Here is a 13923-nt window from a genome sequence, read left to right on the forward strand (position 1 = left end):
ATGCCTTCCCTTGACGTAGCTCCGATGTAATCAACCGACACACTGTTGCGTGCTCAGTGACTGAGGCTTGTCCGTATTCTCACGGGCAAGCTCAATGCACTTCAATGCCAAAATGGTTGTCGGGTCGACCAATGCGACCTCATGATTTTTGATCATGTAGGATTCGCTATGCTCGAGCACCAGAGGTAGCTCTGTGCACCCCAAGATGAGGACATCAGCACCCAGTTCACACAGGTGCTCTGCGGCGGTCAGTAGCTGGTCTTTGCAGATTCCGTCTGTGAAACCCGCCTTGATTCCGTGGTCTCCGTAAATCGACTCCATCACCAACGCTTGGTAGTCCGCGCCAGGGATGATGATTTGAAGTCCTGCCCGCCGGGCTGCCTCGTGATACACCTGACTTTTTATCGTGCCCGAAGTCGCTAGCAGCCCGACGGTTTTGCCTGCACCGTACCGCTGCACGATAGCTTCTACCGTCTCTGTCAGCATATTCACAATAGGTACACGCAGGTGCGGCTGGATGCGCTCAACAAATGCATGAGCCGTATTGCACGGAATCGCTATGGCATTGGCGCCGGCGCTTTCCAGTCGCTTGCACGTTGCGTACATCGCCATCGTCGGATCAGTTTCGTCATTCAGCAAGTTGGCTGTGCGATCAGGGATCTGGGGGTTTTGTTCCACCACCATTTTGATGTGCTCTTGATCGCGACCTGCCGGTGTGTGCGCCACAACCTTACCCATGAAGTCGACCGTTGCCGCTGGCCCAACTCCACCCACGATCCCAAGCTTGAATGGCGGGCGGGTCGACTGGCCTTTCTCCACGGTGGCGAAAGTGGCATAAATCTCGTTGATATCCATGACGGTCAACCCACGCCGTTGAAGATCACCGCAGACCAACGAGAGCTCAGTCATGCCAGGCAGGATGATTGTGGCCCCTTGATCCTGAAGCGAAAGGCACGCTTGATAAACACACTCCAGCGGCACCCCGTCAAGGTACCCATCTTTGATGCCATTAACGCCATACATCGCGTCCATCAACCCAGACTGCTCGTTGTCATCTGGATAAACGAGCTTGAAGTCATTGCCGAAATAGCGCTCAAACAGTCCTGACTGCCGAACATAGTCAGACGCGATGATGCCCAACGTACTGCCGCGTTCAGCGACATGATCCACGTGCTTGCGTAACGCCGCCATCATATCCAGAACGGGTATGCCAATTTCCTCCTGGATCTCCTCACGAAAGGTGTGACTGGCAAAGCAAGGCAGTAAAACTGCATTGACTTCGCTGGCCTCGAATGTCTGACAAACCTGGAAAACATAGAACTTCCTGGAGGTCATATTGGCACCCCGATCCAGGGGCATCAGGACGTCTTTGAAGGGGTGTTGCTCAAACAGGAAGTGATAGCGACCTTGATCCTCCAGAACAGCTCTGGACTTCACCAACTTATAGAAAAGATCGCCGCCGGCCAGTGAGCCAAGCCCGCCGACGATACCTAGTTTGCGAGCAAACGATGACCCGCTGGACGGCTTCGATTTACCTTTCATGTTTAGGTTCTCAGGCGGTGGCTGCAGAATGAATTGGGAGCGGAGAATCAGTGCCGGGGGCGTCTTCAGCTTCTTCATGTGGTTCTGATTTGGCAACCACGGCCGTCGCGATGCTATTGCCAACCACGTTGGTGGCAGTCCTGGCCATATCAAGGAATTGGTCAATTCCAAGGATCAGCAAAATGCCGGCTTCGGGAAGATTGAACATGGGTAACGTAGCCGCCACCACAACCACCGATGCTCGGGCTACACCCGCCATACCCTTGCTGGTGATCATCAGCGTCAGCAAGATGAGCAGTTGCTGTGTGAAGCTCAAGTCGACGTTGTAGGCCTGAGCAATGAACATGATGGCGAACGCTTGATACATCATCGAGCCATCAAGATTGAAGGAGTACCCCAACGGTAGAACGAAGCTGGATACGCGTTTCGGTGCACCAAATTTCTCCAGTGCCTCCATGGTTTTCGGATACGCGGACTCGCTACTGGCAGTGGAAAATGCCAACAGAACAGGTTCGCGGATGAGCTTGCCCAAAGTAAACACTGAGCGCCCCAGGAACAGGTAGCCGGCAGCGAACAACACGCACCACAGAATCACAATGCCCAAGTAGAACTCGGCAATCAGTTTTCCGTAATCGACTATCAAGCCAAGACCTTGCGTAGTGATAGCCGATGCGATGGCTGCGAAAACCCCGATTGGCGCAAAGGTCATGACGAAGTCCGTGACCTTGAACATCACCTTGGCCAGCTCTTCGATGCCATCGACAATCGTTGTGTAACCCGCTCGCTTCACACCCGCCAAGGCAAACCCGAAGAACAATGAGAACACTACGATTTGCAGGATTTCGTTGTTGGCCATGGCTTCAGCAATGCTGCGGGGAAACACGTGACTGATGAAAACCTTGAGGCTGAAATCCCCGGTGTTCACCACGGGGCTTGCCGCATGCTGGACGACCTCCATGTTCAGTCCCGCACCGGGCTGGAACAGGTTGACCAGGCCCATGCCGATTGCCAGCGAGATTACCGACGCGGTGAGAAACCAGGCCATGGCTCGCAGGCCAATGCGTCCAACGGAGCGGGAATTTCCCATGCTGGCAATGCCACCGACCAGCGTCGCGAATACCAGGGGCGCGATGATCATCTTGATCATGCGTAAAAAAATGTCGGTGACCATCGAGAAGTATGACGCGATCTCTTTGGCGCTTTGTTCGCTCCCTGCGAAATGGTGGCACGCCCAACCGACAAGCACGCCTAAGGCGATGCCAATTGCGATCCGACGCGGAAGTTTATTTTTCTTCACGGAGCTTTCCTCAAGTGGTTTTTTTGCTTTTTTTACTTGGCAGGAGACAAGTGTCATTCGGTCGAAGCTCTGTGGCCTCGCTCCAACAATTTCGATTCTAGGGTCGGGTTTGGAAGGGCGTGATGAGTAATCCCGATAGCCTCATGCGCTTTTGGAATAGTTTTCGAAACTGCTGCTTCATCCCGGCTGAGGCGCAGTAAACTGCTCATTCGGGGCATGAGGTGTCGGTATGCAAATCAAATGGCTGGATGATCTTCTGGCAGTCGCGGAGTGGAAGAATTTTTCTCGGGCTGCAGAGGTTCGCTGTGTGACCCAGTCGGCTTTGTCGAGGCGTATAAAGTCACTTGAAGAATGGGTAGGTGCGGAGTTGGTGGATCGTGGCACCTATCCTGTCCAACTGACCTCTGCTGGCCGCACTTTTTGTGAAGAAAGCCGCGAGGCATTGGCAGGGTTAATGAGGCTGCGCTCAAGCCTTCGCGAGGTAGAGCGGATGCCAGGGCGATCCATCCAGCTCACTGCCGGCCACAGTTTGTCGATGACATTCCTGCCGAAATGGCTGAAGCAATTTCAGCAGCACAATGAGCAATTCAATGCGCGGGTTGTTGCCGCCAACATCCACGACGCGGTCATATCTCTGGAGGAGGGGAGTTGTGATCTGATGATTGTCTATCATCACCCCTTGGCGCCCATTCTTCTCGATTCGGAAAAGTTCGGGAGTTTGACCTTGGGTCATGACGCGTTTATTCCTGTGTGCGCACCTAACAGCGATGGGAATCCGCTGTATCCCCTACCGGGCACCTCCAGCAAAACAGTTCCTCACCTCGCTTACACAGCTACGACTTTTCTAGGTCGTGTTGCCGACATCGTCATAAAGAATGGCCCGACTGCATGCATGTTGGAGCGGTGCTATGAGGCGGATATGACAATGCTACTGATGCGGATGGCTGTCGAGGGTTATGGGGTGGCATGGTTGCCACAAAGCGCTGTCATTGACGAGCTTCAGCGAGGTCAGTTGGTGAAAGCGGGTGGTGATGAATGGAGCACGCGACTGGAGATACGCTCCTACTGCTCCATCACCAATGAGAACCCTACGATGCGCAGCTTATGGAAAACCCTGGAAGGAGCTTCACGTGATCTCCATGGGAAAACAGCCAGTTAATGCTTAACTGCTTTTAGGTTTACGACCGCGCGAGCTTGGCTTCACCGGCACGCTTTTCCCATACTCGCTCCACCATAACGCGAGTGCCTCCATCGTTGGCCCGAGCGCACGGGCCTTTGCCGTCATCTCATATTCGACGCGCGGCGGCACTTCCGCGAAGACTGTTCGCGACACCAGGCCATCGTTTTCGAGCTCACGAAGTTGTGCCGTCAACATGTGCTGGGTGATGCCGCTGATCGCCTTACGAAGTTCTCCGAATCGATAGATTCGCTGATTCAACAACCACATGATTTCCAGCTTCCACTTGCCTGAAAGCAGCGCAAATGCACGGCGCATTTCCTCGTGCATGTTGATCTGATCGCCATCAATAGTCTGGTTTTCCATACTAAGCACCACTTTTTCATCCTACTTGTAGCTTTTCATATTAGGCGACATCTTTGACCTAACTCGACGCATTAGCGCTTGCTTAGGAAAGCCCCATGATTGAAATCTACATTTATTGGATCAGTACGACACTGCTGTCGTTGTTGTATCTGGCCTCGGCGACTCTGTACCTGGTTAAAAGGGAATGGGTTCGTCAAGCACTCGCCGACCTCGGCTACCCCGCCAATCTGATGCCGATTCTCATTGCAGTGAAGATCCTGGCGGTGGGCGCCATTCTGTTGCGCATCAATGTGCCGCTTAGCGACCTCGCCTACGCCGGCATGCTTTATCACCTGCTGCTCTCGGCGTTAGCGCACATCAATGTCCGCAAGCCTCGTGGTGCCTTACCAGCGGCTATTTGCCTCGTGTTGCTGGTCGCTTCTTTCCTCACCCAAAACGCTGCTCGTGAAGTGCAGTCACCCTACGGGCAAGTAACAACGGCACATCTAGTAACCCCTGAATAACTGGAGATCGACATGTCCCGACTCAATGGAAAAGTAGCCATCGTCACTGGAGCCGGCCGTGGCATCGGCCGCGCTACTGCCAAGCTTTTTGCGGAAGAAGGCGCGAAGGTAGCCGTTGTTTCACGGACGGCTGAAAATGTCGCGGGTGTCGTCGCTGAGATCCAGGCAGCGGGCGGCACCGCCCTCGGAGTAGTCTGTGATATCGCCGATCCGGATCAGATCAAAGGCGCCGTTGAACAGGTCGTTGCTGAATATGGCCGGATAGACATTCTTGTGAACAATGCCTTTGACCCCTCAGTCGTCTTTTCATCGGTTCTCGATCTGTCGGCTGAGCAATTGCAACGCAATTTGGAAATGGGGCCGATTGCCTATCTGCGGACGATGCAAGCTTGCTACCCACACCTTAAAGCCAGCGGGGAGGGTAGAGTCATCAACTTTGCATCGTTGGCCGGTGTCATCGGCTTGCAGGGGTATGCCCCTTACAACATGGCGAAAGAGGCGGTACGTGCCTTGACCCGCTCGGCGGCAAGGGAGTGGGGCGCAGACAAAATCACGGTAAACAATGTCATGCCGGTTGCAGACACTTGGGGTGCGGCGGCCAATGCGCCCGCACCCACCAACGCACTTGGCCGTTATGGGTCGCCCGAAGAGGATATTGCGCCGGTCGTGCTGTTCCTCTCCAGCAAGGATGCACAATTTCTGACGGGTTACAGCCTGACACCGGACGGTGGCCAAATCATCGACAGTGCACGCTGACTGTCACGTCCCACTTCCGAGCGCATGCTCAACCGAAACCACAAGATATGCCTTGGCGGGTCTTGTGGTTATTTTCAAGCGATGTTCGCCACTGCAGGAGACTCCCGCGTTGCGCGTGCAGCCAGGAAGGCAAGAGCGGCCGCCACGCCCAGCAAGGTTGCGCTCAATTCGAAGGTCGCTTGATAGCCGCTCGAGTCAAAGACCAGCCCGCCAACGGTTGCGCCAGACGCAATAGCGAGTTGGATGATCGCCACCATTAAGCCGCCCCCCGCTTCAGCAGCGTCTGGCAACGTTCTCGCCAGCCATGTCCACCATCCCACGGGCGCAGCAGTCGCAACCAGTCCCCATAGGCCAAGCAAGACGGTCGTGGTGGCCGCCGAGCTACCGAATGAAACAAGCGCCAGTGCAATCACCGCCATCAAGATCGGAATGACGATGAGGGTTCGATGCAGGCCATTTTTCAAGAACGCTTCAATCAGGAAGGTTCCCGCGAGGCCCGCAAGACCCAGGACGAGCAACATCAACGACAGCATGGAGACACTGACGTGCGTGACCGTTTCAAGAAACGGGCGCAAATAGGTAAACAGCATGAACTGGCCCATGAAAAACACACTGACCGCCACCATGCCTAACGCGACCGGTACGTTTTTCATCAACCTGAAGACGTTTCCAGTACCTGAACCGCTGTGCGATTTCATTGCAGGAAGGCTTAACAACAGCCAGACACAGGCGACTATCGCGACTGGGATGACGCACAAGAATGCATTGCGCCAGCCAATCAAGGCGCCGAGAAAACTGCCCAATGGTGCTGCAATCACCGTCGCCAAAGCGTTGCCGCCGTTGACGATTGCCATGGCGCGAGTGATCTGGTCATCAGGCACCAAGCGCATGGCGGTTGCCGCCGACAATGACCAGAAGCCACCGATCGCAATACCGATCAGCGCGCGGCCGATCATGAACACCCCGTAGTTCGGGGCGAACGCGACGACTGTTCCAGAAAGGATCATCAACAGCGTCAGTGAAAGAAGCAGCGGTTTACGGTTAACCCGCGCCGCCGCCAGCGGGATAAGAAGGCTGGTGAACAAGGCGAACAGCCCCGAAACGGAAATGCCCTGACCGGCTTGTCCTTCGGTGATATGCAGATCGGCGGCAATCGGTGTCAGCAGGCTGACGGGCATGAACTCCGATGCCACCAGCACGAAGGCGGCGAGCGACATGGCGAATACGGCGCCCCATGATTTATGGGGCACTGGTAGAAGGTGATCAGTCATTGTTTGAATCCTGTATTGCGCGAAGCGTCGCAGCCCCGAATCTGAGGCGCTCAATCAACCAATGTGGAGTTGTCGATCACGAAGCGATACTTGACGTCACCCTTGAGCACTCGCTCGTAGGATTCATTTATCTGGTCTGCTCGAACCAGTTCGATGTCGGCGACGATGCTGTGCTCGGCACAGAAATCAAGCATCTCCTGTGTTTCCGGGATGCCTCCGATCATCGAACCGGCAATCGTTCGGCGCTTCATGATCAGGTTGAACACGTTGGGTGACGGATGCGGCGAGGCCGGTGCGCCGACTAGCGTCAGTGCACCATCACGCTTGAGCAGAACCAAAAAAGCATCAAGATCGTGTGGGGCTGCGACGGTGTTGAGAATGAAGTCGAAACTCTTGGTATGTGCAGCCATTTCTTCAGGGTTGCGCGATACGACCACCTCATCGGCGCCTAACTCCTTTGCCGCCTCGCGCTTGTTTTCAGAGGTGGTGAACGCCACGACGTGGGCGCCCATCGCGTGGGCCAACTTGATGCCCATGTGACCCAGACCGCCGATGCCGACCACACCTATTTTCTTGCCTGGGCCGGCGTTCCAGTGACGCAGAGGAGAGTAGGTGGTGATGCCCGCGCACAGCAGCGGGGCGACGGCAGCTAGTTGCGCCTCGGGATGGCGGATGCGTAACACGTAGCGCTCATGCACCACGATGTTTTGCGAGTAGCCGCCCAACGTCCAGCCAGGTGCATCCGGTGTCGGGAAGTTGTAGGTGCCGACCATCTCGTCGCAGTAGTTTTCCAGACCTGTGTCACAGTCCTCACAGTGTTTGCAGCTGTCGACGACGCAGCCGACACCGACCAGATCGCCGACTTTGAAATCCGCTACATGTGCGCCCACCGCGGATACGCGACCGACAATTTCGTGCCCAGGTACACAAGGAAATTGCGTGCCTGCCCACTCTGCGCGCACTTGGTGCAAATCCGAATGGCAGATACCACAGAAGGCGATATCGATCTGAACATCATGGGCTGCAGGCGTGCGGCGATTGATCTGCATCGGCTCAAGGGGTTTATCGCCAGCATGAGCGCCATAGGCTTGTACAAGCATGGGAGAGACCTCAAAGGATTTGTCGGATGGACATTTTCCCGGTCTGCCAAGGCTCTCTGTAGTGCATTCCGCTGGATTACTTGCCTGATTCTATGACTCTCTGTTTTTTTGCAGGATGGTCGTGAACTGGCGCGTTAGAGTTCAGTGAAGAGGTACAAGACGAATATGACGAACAACCCCGACACAGCTCCTCAACAGACATCGGCACAAGAAAAGCTTGCGCAGATCATCGGCGCGCAGATCTCGAAACCGGGTGATTACGGAACGGCCATTACAGGTCTGGGCTTCTTCAGGCGCGAACATCCAGCACCGCCCATCGTCTGCATGATCGAGCCAAGCATCATCCTTGTCGCCCGAGGTAAGAAACAGCTCTGGGTAGGTGGCGAGGGCTACCCCTACGACACGTCGCGATTTCTGATCACCTCGTTGGGCTTACCTGCCAATTCAGAAGTGCTAGCGGCAAGCCCGGAACAGCCATGCTTAGGGCTGACCTTGAAACTCGATCTGCGCATGCTGGCTGAGCTGATAGCGCAAAGTGACCTGCCGCCAACTCGTGAACGATCGGTTGCGAAAGGGGTAGGAATTGGTTCAGTGACACCTGCAATGCTAGCGTCATTCGAACGCTTACTGGCGCTGCTCGACGAGCCGGAGTCCATCCCTGTTCTTGCCCCGTTGATCCAGCGCGAAATTCACTACCGTCTCTTGCAGAGTGATCAGGCGAGCCGGCTTCGACAAATAACCTCTGTCGATGGCCAAGGCTATCGGATCGCGAAAGCCATCGATTGGCTGAAGTTGAATTACACCTTGGCGCTTCGCGTCGATGAACTGGCGGCCCGAGTGCAGATGAGCACTCCGACCTTTCACCACCACTTCCGCCAACTCACCGCGATGAGCCCCTTGCAGTACCAAAAATGGCTGCGACTGAATGAGGCAAGGCGATTGATGCTCAGTGAACACCAGGACGTATCCACTGCGGCATTCAAGGTCGGATATGAAAGCCCATCCCAGTTCAGCCGCGAATACAGCCGTCTGTTTGGCGTCCCCCCCAAACGGGATATTTCGGTGTTGCGAGGGCAGGGGTAGGACTTTCAGTACGCTGATCAAAACTTGGCCCGGTTTCCTCTTGGAGTTCTCGAGCAGCATCTAGCGATAGCTTCGCCAGTTTCTACCTTGCCCCCAAGTAGAGTACCTGCGCCGTAGAGTGCGATCGCCGCGAAGGTCAACCAGGGTGCCTGGGCCGATAGCTGCCTAGCGGATACATCTAGGAAGGCGGCGGCATCGGCGAACTAAAGCGGCTGCACTCACCGCTGAAGGACTATCAAATAGTGTTGTCCAATAAATCAGAAGCGTGTGCGCGCCAACAACCATAGCTTCCGAGTGGATCGGTGACGAGGAGTTCAACTGGCCGCGTTGAAGCTCCGATTAAATTCAACGACGTCACGATGAGAAGGATTTTTGGCGAATAGTGCAGGGAGTTGCGCATTGAACGCCTCTCGCTTCTGCGCAGCAGCTCCCTTGACTGCGGCATTCAGCGCCAGGCGCATCTCATCAGCGGTGTAATCGCAGCAGTACGCTGGAGTGCAGGGTTGTTGGCGCCAAGAGTCCTCGAGGCGGCCGCTGTCGACCGGCTCGAATCCAACTTCATCGACAAGTTGCATCACAAGACGCTTGTGATTTGCATCGTCACCGGCAACGGCGACTCCCAGACGGCCTTCCGCGCCTTTTGGCTTACCAAAATTCTCCAGCGAATAAGCCAGAATATTGTTGAAGGCCTTGATCACCGGTCGGCCAAGCTGCTCGCTAACCCACACGCTCTCTGTTTGACCATCTTCCAGCGCGGCGATGCGCTCGTCTCTCAGACCTGGGTAATAGTTACTGGTTTCGATCACTGGAACCGAGGAGGGTAGTGCGGCCAGCAGGTTCTTAGGAATAGCTGTCATAGCTGGTTGGGGAATTGAAATAATCACAGCATCGGCATTGTCGAAGACATCTTTCAAGTCACAAGGAACGGCACCTGCTTCCTTGGCAAAGGCGCTCACCGCCTCTTTTCCCCGCGAGTTGGCCACACTGACTTCGTGGCCAGCAGTGACAAGCCAGCGGGCAAGGGTTCCGCCGATAGATCCAACACCAACGATCGCAATTTTCATAATGCCTCCAGAGATTCAAAGTCCGGATACGTTATTATCGATACTGCAATATCCGCAAGAACCGACGTTTTTGTCTGTAACCCACCAAAAGGTAAGTATCGATGGAGCGCGAGTGGGAATGTGAGAACCCTTTACGACGGCAGGCCTGGTCTGCCGCTATAAACGCTACGCTTCGCGTTCTGGAGGGGAAGTGGAAAATTGTGATCATCAATGAGCTGATGGCCGCTAAAGGCCGACCGCTTCGGTTCTCCGAATTGGAAAAGCTCATTCCCGATGTCACGCAGAAGATGCTCATTCAGCAGTTGAAAGGGCTCCAGCAAGACGACATAGTTCAGCGCACCGTATACCCAGAGGTACCGCCGCGAGTGGAGTACGCGCTGACGGCGCTTGGTCATGCACTCGGCCCGGCTATGACAGCCCTTATAGACTGGGCTGAGCTTCGTCACCTGCACGACGCCAGGCGCATGGAAACTACTTAGTGACGATGGACTTGCGCTACGTTAATCCGTCATGTTCGATCACTCAAACGTCAGCTCGTTTGACGCCTCATCGGCTGAAGCTTGTGAACGCTTGGAAAAGTCGTTCAAAATTGCCGATTTGTGACTATATAACTAATCGGTCACAAGTTGTCAGTCTTCGATAGGGTGAGTAAGCTGTGCTCATGAATCAGCCATCAATATCTTCATCTTCGCCCAGCCCCCGTGGCCCAGCCGATCACGACATTCGAGACCAGATTGTCGCGGCGGCCAATGAACATTTCAGTCAGTACGGCTACGGCAAAACCACGGTTTCCGACCTGGCTAAGGCCATCGGGTTTTCAAAGGCCTACATCTACAAATTTTTTGATTCCAAGCAGGCGATCGGTGAAGCCATCTGCGCTAATTGTCTGGCAGAAATCGTCGCGACTGTGGAGCAGGCTATCAATGTAGAAGGCCTGTCGCCGACGGAGCGCTTTCGACGTTTGGTCAAAACTGTGATCGCCACAGGTGTGAATCTGTTCTTTAACGACCGAAAACTCTATGACATTGCAGCATTCGCGGCGTCGGAAAGCTGGTCCAGTACGCAGGCTTATGACGCACAGATCAAACGCTTCGTGTTGCAAATCGTGCGAGAGGGGCGAGAGATTGGCGAATTTGAACGCAAGACTCCGCTGGACGAGACAGTAGAAGCGATACATCTCGCGCTGCGGCCATTCGTCAACCCTTTGCTGCTGCAGTACAACCTCGATTTCGTCGAGGAGGCGCCCACGCTTACCTCCAATCTCATCTTGCGTAGCCTCATGCCTTGACCTTTGGCTAAAGGTTTACCGCGTACCGGGGTACGCGACAGATCACCAAACGGCTTTTCACTTTGCCCTTCTTCCATCCGTCGAAGGGCATTTTATTTATCTGTGTTGTGACCATTGACTGATATGGTCACATGAATAAATATGGTTGTCCATCGCTTCTAATGCTTCATCTCAGTGATACCCATAGAGTTCAAACAATGAAAAAAATAGTGCTCAAGACCCCATTTGGCCTTGCTGTCGTGCTTGCATCCTCAAACGTTTTTGCAAGCGGCTTCGCTCTCAATGAACAAAGCATCAGTGGGATGGGGTCCGGGTTTGCCGGTCGTTCTTCCGCCGCTGAAGATGCGAGTACGGTCTTCGGTAACCCTGCGGGCATGTCTCGCTTGAAAAGGGAGCAGGTCAGCGTGGGGGCGGCGACTCTTTTCGCCAAGTCCGACATAAGCCAGACCCGCAGTACATTCGGCGGCCAGGAAGACGGCGACATGGTGCCAACCACCACCGTGCCTATGGGTTACTACGTCAAACCGATCGATGAGCATTGGGCGTTCGGTGTAGGGTTTTATGTACCTTTCGGTCTGATGACTGACTATGGCAGCGGTTTTGCCGGGCGTTACTACGCCAACAAAAGCGAGGTCACGACCCTTACGTTCCAGCCCACCATCAGCTATGCCTTTAACGACAAAGTTTCGATCGGGTTCGGTCCGACCATCAACCGTATCAGCGGTGAGCTGTCCGGTATGGTGCCCAATCCACTTAGCCCTGGTCGCAATGACGGAAAACTCAAAAGCACAGGCGACGACACTGCCCTAGGTTTCAACGCCGGTATCCTGGTGCAGGCTACAGACCGAACCCGTTTGGGCATGACCTACCACTCCAAGGTCAGTTATCAATTGGATGCCAAGACCAAGGTCACTGACGGCATCTTTAGCGTGTTGGGGGTCAGCGGCCGGAGTTATGACGCTTCGCTGGATGTGGATACCCCGGAGTCAGTGGATTTCTCGGTGACTCATCAGCTTAATAACGACTGGACCCTGTACTTGGGGAGCACTTGGACTCGCTGGAGTCGCTTCAAAGCGTTAACCATCGAGAACACGGGTTTACCCCCTGCGTTGAGCGGCTCGCTGGGCACCATTACCGAAGAACAGAATTGGCACGACACGTGGGCTCACGCTATCGGCACGGCGTACAAGCTGAATGACGAGTGGGTGCTTCGCGCAGGCTTTTCGGTCGATCAGTCACCCACCAATAACACCAATCGTGGACCGCGCATTCCGACGGGTGACAGGAAGGTCATCAGCTTCGGTGCTGGCTGGACTCCGGCGGACAATGTCACGATCGATGTTGCTTATTCCTACTTATGGGAGGAGAGCGTGCAGATCAACGACGCCTCTGCGAACAGAGGTGCATACAGTGCCAAATATAAGAACAGTGCGAGCGGGCTCGGTACGTCTGTTAGTTACCGCTTCTAATTGAGCGCTATTACACGATAAATGTCCTGTCGGGAGCACGCGTTGCCTCCCGACCTTTAAGAACACATCTCGGGCCTTTCCCCTGAGGTAAAAGGCCTCTTTGTCACCCCCTCAGACTCCCATCACCTGCGCCATAAGGCTCTGATGAAACCGACGTGGCGTGGCCCACGTCAAGACAGTGATGGCCTTGTTGCCAAAACCCGGCACCACACTCATGCGTCCGGCTTGCAGTGCACGGATTCCTGCACGCACGACGGGTTGAGGCTGCATCATCACTCTTTTTAAGGCTGGCGTGATCCGTTGTTTGGCGCTTTCTGCAAATCCGGTATCTGACATCCCAGGGCAAAGTGCGGTAACGACGACACCGTCATTTTTCAGTTCACGATGAAGCGCATCAGAGAAGCGAAGAACATAGGCTTTCGCGGCAGAGTAAACGGCGAAATTCTTCACGCCCTGGAAGGACAGCAAGCTTGCGACCATCAGGATGTGCCCACGTTTGCGGGCTCGCATGTCGGCCGCGAAAAGGCGTGTCAGGGCTGTCAGGCTGGCGATATCCAAATCAATCATGGTCAGGGACTCATCCAGAGGTTGATCCAGGAAAGGCCCCTGCAATCCATGACCCGCATTGTTGATGAGCACATCGATCACTATATTGCGTTCGCTGAGTCGCTCATGCAGTTCGATGATCGCCGGGATCGAGGACAGGTCTACTTGTTTGACTATCACATCAACGCCGAAGCGTTCGCGCAACTGCGCCGATAGCGCTTCAAGCTTACTCAGCCTTCTTGCTACCAGAACGAGCGATTTTCCCTGCGCTGCATATTGCCTGGCAAACTCCTCGCCAAATCCGCTTGATGCTCCGGTGATGAGTACCCAGGAATTCTCGTTCGATTTCATTTCGCTGTACTCCGGTTGGTTTCTATTGAGCAATTGGTTACTGAGCGCGTCGCAACAGAATGGCCTGAGACCACTGGTCGTCAGTCGATGAGCGAATCCCGCTCTCGGTT

The 13923-nt window shown here is 54.7% G+C and carries 14 protein-coding genes; 7 read left to right on the forward strand and 7 right to left on the reverse strand.

Annotated elements, in window-relative coordinates; all coding sequences use genetic code 11:
* Positions 1–30: 30 nt before the first annotated feature.
* A complete protein-coding gene (locus ACN1C3_RS11395; RefSeq protein WP_419116096.1) occupies positions 31–1542 on the reverse strand; it encodes an amino acid racemase in 1512 nt (503 codons plus the stop codon).
* 10 nt (positions 1543–1552) lie between these two features.
* Positions 1553–2839 carry a dicarboxylate/amino acid:cation symporter gene (locus ACN1C3_RS11400; protein WP_419115912.1) on the reverse strand — a complete coding sequence of 429 codons (1287 nt, stop codon included), beginning with the start codon at positions 2837–2839 and terminating at the stop codon, positions 1553–1555.
* Between the two features lie 229 nt (positions 2840–3068).
* Here ACN1C3_RS11400 and ACN1C3_RS11405 point away from each other — a divergent pair, with 229 nt between their 5' ends.
* The gene (locus ACN1C3_RS11405; protein WP_419115913.1) at positions 3069–3998 is read left to right on the forward strand and encodes a LysR substrate-binding domain-containing protein; all 930 of its coding nucleotides are present in this window, start codon (positions 3069–3071) and stop codon (positions 3996–3998) included.
* Positions 3999–4001: 3 nt separating this feature from the next.
* Here ACN1C3_RS11405 and ACN1C3_RS11410 read toward each other — a convergent pair whose 3' ends face one another.
* Positions 4002–4382 carry a winged helix-turn-helix transcriptional regulator gene (locus tag ACN1C3_RS11410; protein WP_419115914.1) on the reverse strand — a complete coding sequence of 127 codons (381 nt, stop codon included), beginning with the start codon at positions 4380–4382 and terminating at the stop codon, positions 4002–4004.
* Positions 4383–4477: 95 nt separating this feature from the next.
* Between ACN1C3_RS11410 and ACN1C3_RS11415 the strand changes: the two genes are divergently transcribed.
* Positions 4478–4885, forward strand: a complete 408-nt coding sequence (locus ACN1C3_RS11415; protein WP_419115915.1) for a DoxX family protein — start codon at positions 4478–4480, stop codon at positions 4883–4885.
* Positions 4886–4897: 12 nt separating this feature from the next.
* The gene (locus ACN1C3_RS11420) at positions 4898–5641 is read left to right on the forward strand and encodes an SDR family NAD(P)-dependent oxidoreductase (RefSeq protein WP_419115916.1); all 744 of its coding nucleotides are present in this window, start codon (positions 4898–4900) and stop codon (positions 5639–5641) included.
* A gap of 74 nt (positions 5642–5715) precedes the next feature.
* Here the strand turns inward: ACN1C3_RS11420 and ACN1C3_RS11425 are convergent, their stop codons facing one another.
* Both ACN1C3_RS11425 and ACN1C3_RS11430 read right to left on the reverse strand, forming a co-directional pair.
* A complete protein-coding gene (locus ACN1C3_RS11425) occupies positions 5716–6912 on the reverse strand; it encodes an MFS transporter (RefSeq protein ID WP_419115917.1) in 1197 nt (398 codons plus the stop codon).
* 50 nt (positions 6913–6962) lie between these two features.
* On the reverse strand, positions 6963–8012 hold the full coding sequence (locus ACN1C3_RS11430) for an NAD(P)-dependent alcohol dehydrogenase (protein WP_419115919.1): 1050 nt from the start codon (positions 8010–8012) through the stop codon (positions 6963–6965).
* A 165-nt stretch (positions 8013–8177) separates the two neighbouring features.
* Between ACN1C3_RS11430 and ACN1C3_RS11435 the strand changes: the two genes are divergently transcribed.
* Positions 8178–9095 (forward strand): AraC family transcriptional regulator N-terminal domain-containing protein, encoded by a 918-nt coding sequence (locus ACN1C3_RS11435; protein WP_419115920.1) that lies wholly within the window; start codon positions 8178–8180, stop codon positions 9093–9095.
* 314 nt (positions 9096–9409) lie between these two features.
* On the opposite strand, the gene ACN1C3_RS11440 is transcribed toward ACN1C3_RS11435, so the two are convergent.
* Positions 9410–10159: an NADPH-dependent F420 reductase gene (locus ACN1C3_RS11440; protein WP_419115921.1), complete on the reverse strand. Its 750-nt coding sequence runs from the start codon at positions 10157–10159 to the stop codon at positions 9410–9412.
* A 101-nt stretch (positions 10160–10260) separates the two neighbouring features.
* Here ACN1C3_RS11440 and ACN1C3_RS11445 point away from each other — a divergent pair, with 101 nt between their 5' ends.
* From ACN1C3_RS11445 to ACN1C3_RS11455, 3 genes are all read left to right on the forward strand, one after another.
* Positions 10261–10638, forward strand: coding sequence for a winged helix-turn-helix transcriptional regulator (locus ACN1C3_RS11445; RefSeq protein ID WP_419115922.1), 378 nt, complete (start codon positions 10261–10263; stop codon positions 10636–10638).
* Between the two features lie 182 nt (positions 10639–10820).
* A complete protein-coding gene (locus tag ACN1C3_RS11450) occupies positions 10821–11447 on the forward strand; it encodes a TetR/AcrR family transcriptional regulator (protein ID WP_419115923.1) in 627 nt (208 codons plus the stop codon).
* A gap of 197 nt (positions 11448–11644) precedes the next feature.
* Positions 11645–12916, forward strand: coding sequence for an OmpP1/FadL family transporter (locus tag ACN1C3_RS11455; RefSeq protein WP_419115924.1), 1272 nt, complete (start codon positions 11645–11647; stop codon positions 12914–12916).
* 111 nt (positions 12917–13027) lie between these two features.
* On the opposite strand, the gene ACN1C3_RS11460 is transcribed toward ACN1C3_RS11455, so the two are convergent.
* Positions 13028–13813 (reverse strand): SDR family NAD(P)-dependent oxidoreductase, encoded by a 786-nt coding sequence (locus ACN1C3_RS11460; RefSeq protein WP_419115925.1) that lies wholly within the window; start codon positions 13811–13813, stop codon positions 13028–13030.
* Positions 13814–13923 lie beyond the last annotated feature (110 nt).

The sequence above is a fragment of the Pseudomonas sp. H11T01 genome, from assembly GCF_048515765.1.
Classification (GTDB): Bacteria; Pseudomonadota; Gammaproteobacteria; order Pseudomonadales; family Pseudomonadaceae; genus Aquipseudomonas.

Bases quoted from the DNA above. Each gene is read 5' to 3' on its own strand.
- ACN1C3_RS11395 (WP_419116096.1), bottom strand. From the start codon at position 1,542: ATGAAAGGTAAATCGAAGCCGTCCAGCGGGTCATCGTTTGCTCGCAAA.
- ACN1C3_RS11405 (WP_419115913.1), top strand. From the start codon at position 3,069: ATGCAAATCAAATGGCTGGATGATCTTCTGGCAGTCGCGGAGTGGAAG.
- ACN1C3_RS11410 (WP_419115914.1), bottom strand. From the start codon at position 4,382: ATGGAAAACCAGACTATTGATGGCGATCAGATCAACATGCACGAGGAA.
- ACN1C3_RS11415 (WP_419115915.1), top strand. From the start codon at position 4,478: ATGATTGAAATCTACATTTATTGGATCAGTACGACACTGCTGTCGTTG.
- ACN1C3_RS11420 (WP_419115916.1), top strand. From the start codon at position 4,898: ATGTCCCGACTCAATGGAAAAGTAGCCATCGTCACTGGAGCCGGCCGT.
- ACN1C3_RS11425 (WP_419115917.1), bottom strand. From the start codon at position 6,912: ATGACTGATCACCTTCTACCAGTGCCCCATAAATCATGGGGCGCCGTA.
- ACN1C3_RS11430 (WP_419115919.1), bottom strand. From the start codon at position 8,012: ATGCTTGTACAAGCCTATGGCGCTCATGCTGGCGATAAACCCCTTGAG.
- ACN1C3_RS11435 (WP_419115920.1), top strand. From the start codon at position 8,178: ATGACGAACAACCCCGACACAGCTCCTCAACAGACATCGGCACAAGAA.
- ACN1C3_RS11440 (WP_419115921.1), bottom strand. From the start codon at position 10,159: ATGAAAATTGCGATCGTTGGTGTTGGATCTATCGGCGGAACCCTTGCC.
- ACN1C3_RS11445 (WP_419115922.1), top strand. From the start codon at position 10,261: ATGGAGCGCGAGTGGGAATGTGAGAACCCTTTACGACGGCAGGCCTGG.
- ACN1C3_RS11450 (WP_419115923.1), top strand. From the start codon at position 10,821: ATGAATCAGCCATCAATATCTTCATCTTCGCCCAGCCCCCGTGGCCCA.
- ACN1C3_RS11455 (WP_419115924.1), top strand. From the start codon at position 11,645: ATGAAAAAAATAGTGCTCAAGACCCCATTTGGCCTTGCTGTCGTGCTT.
- ACN1C3_RS11460 (WP_419115925.1), bottom strand. From the start codon at position 13,813: ATGAAATCGAACGAGAATTCCTGGGTACTCATCACCGGAGCATCAAGC.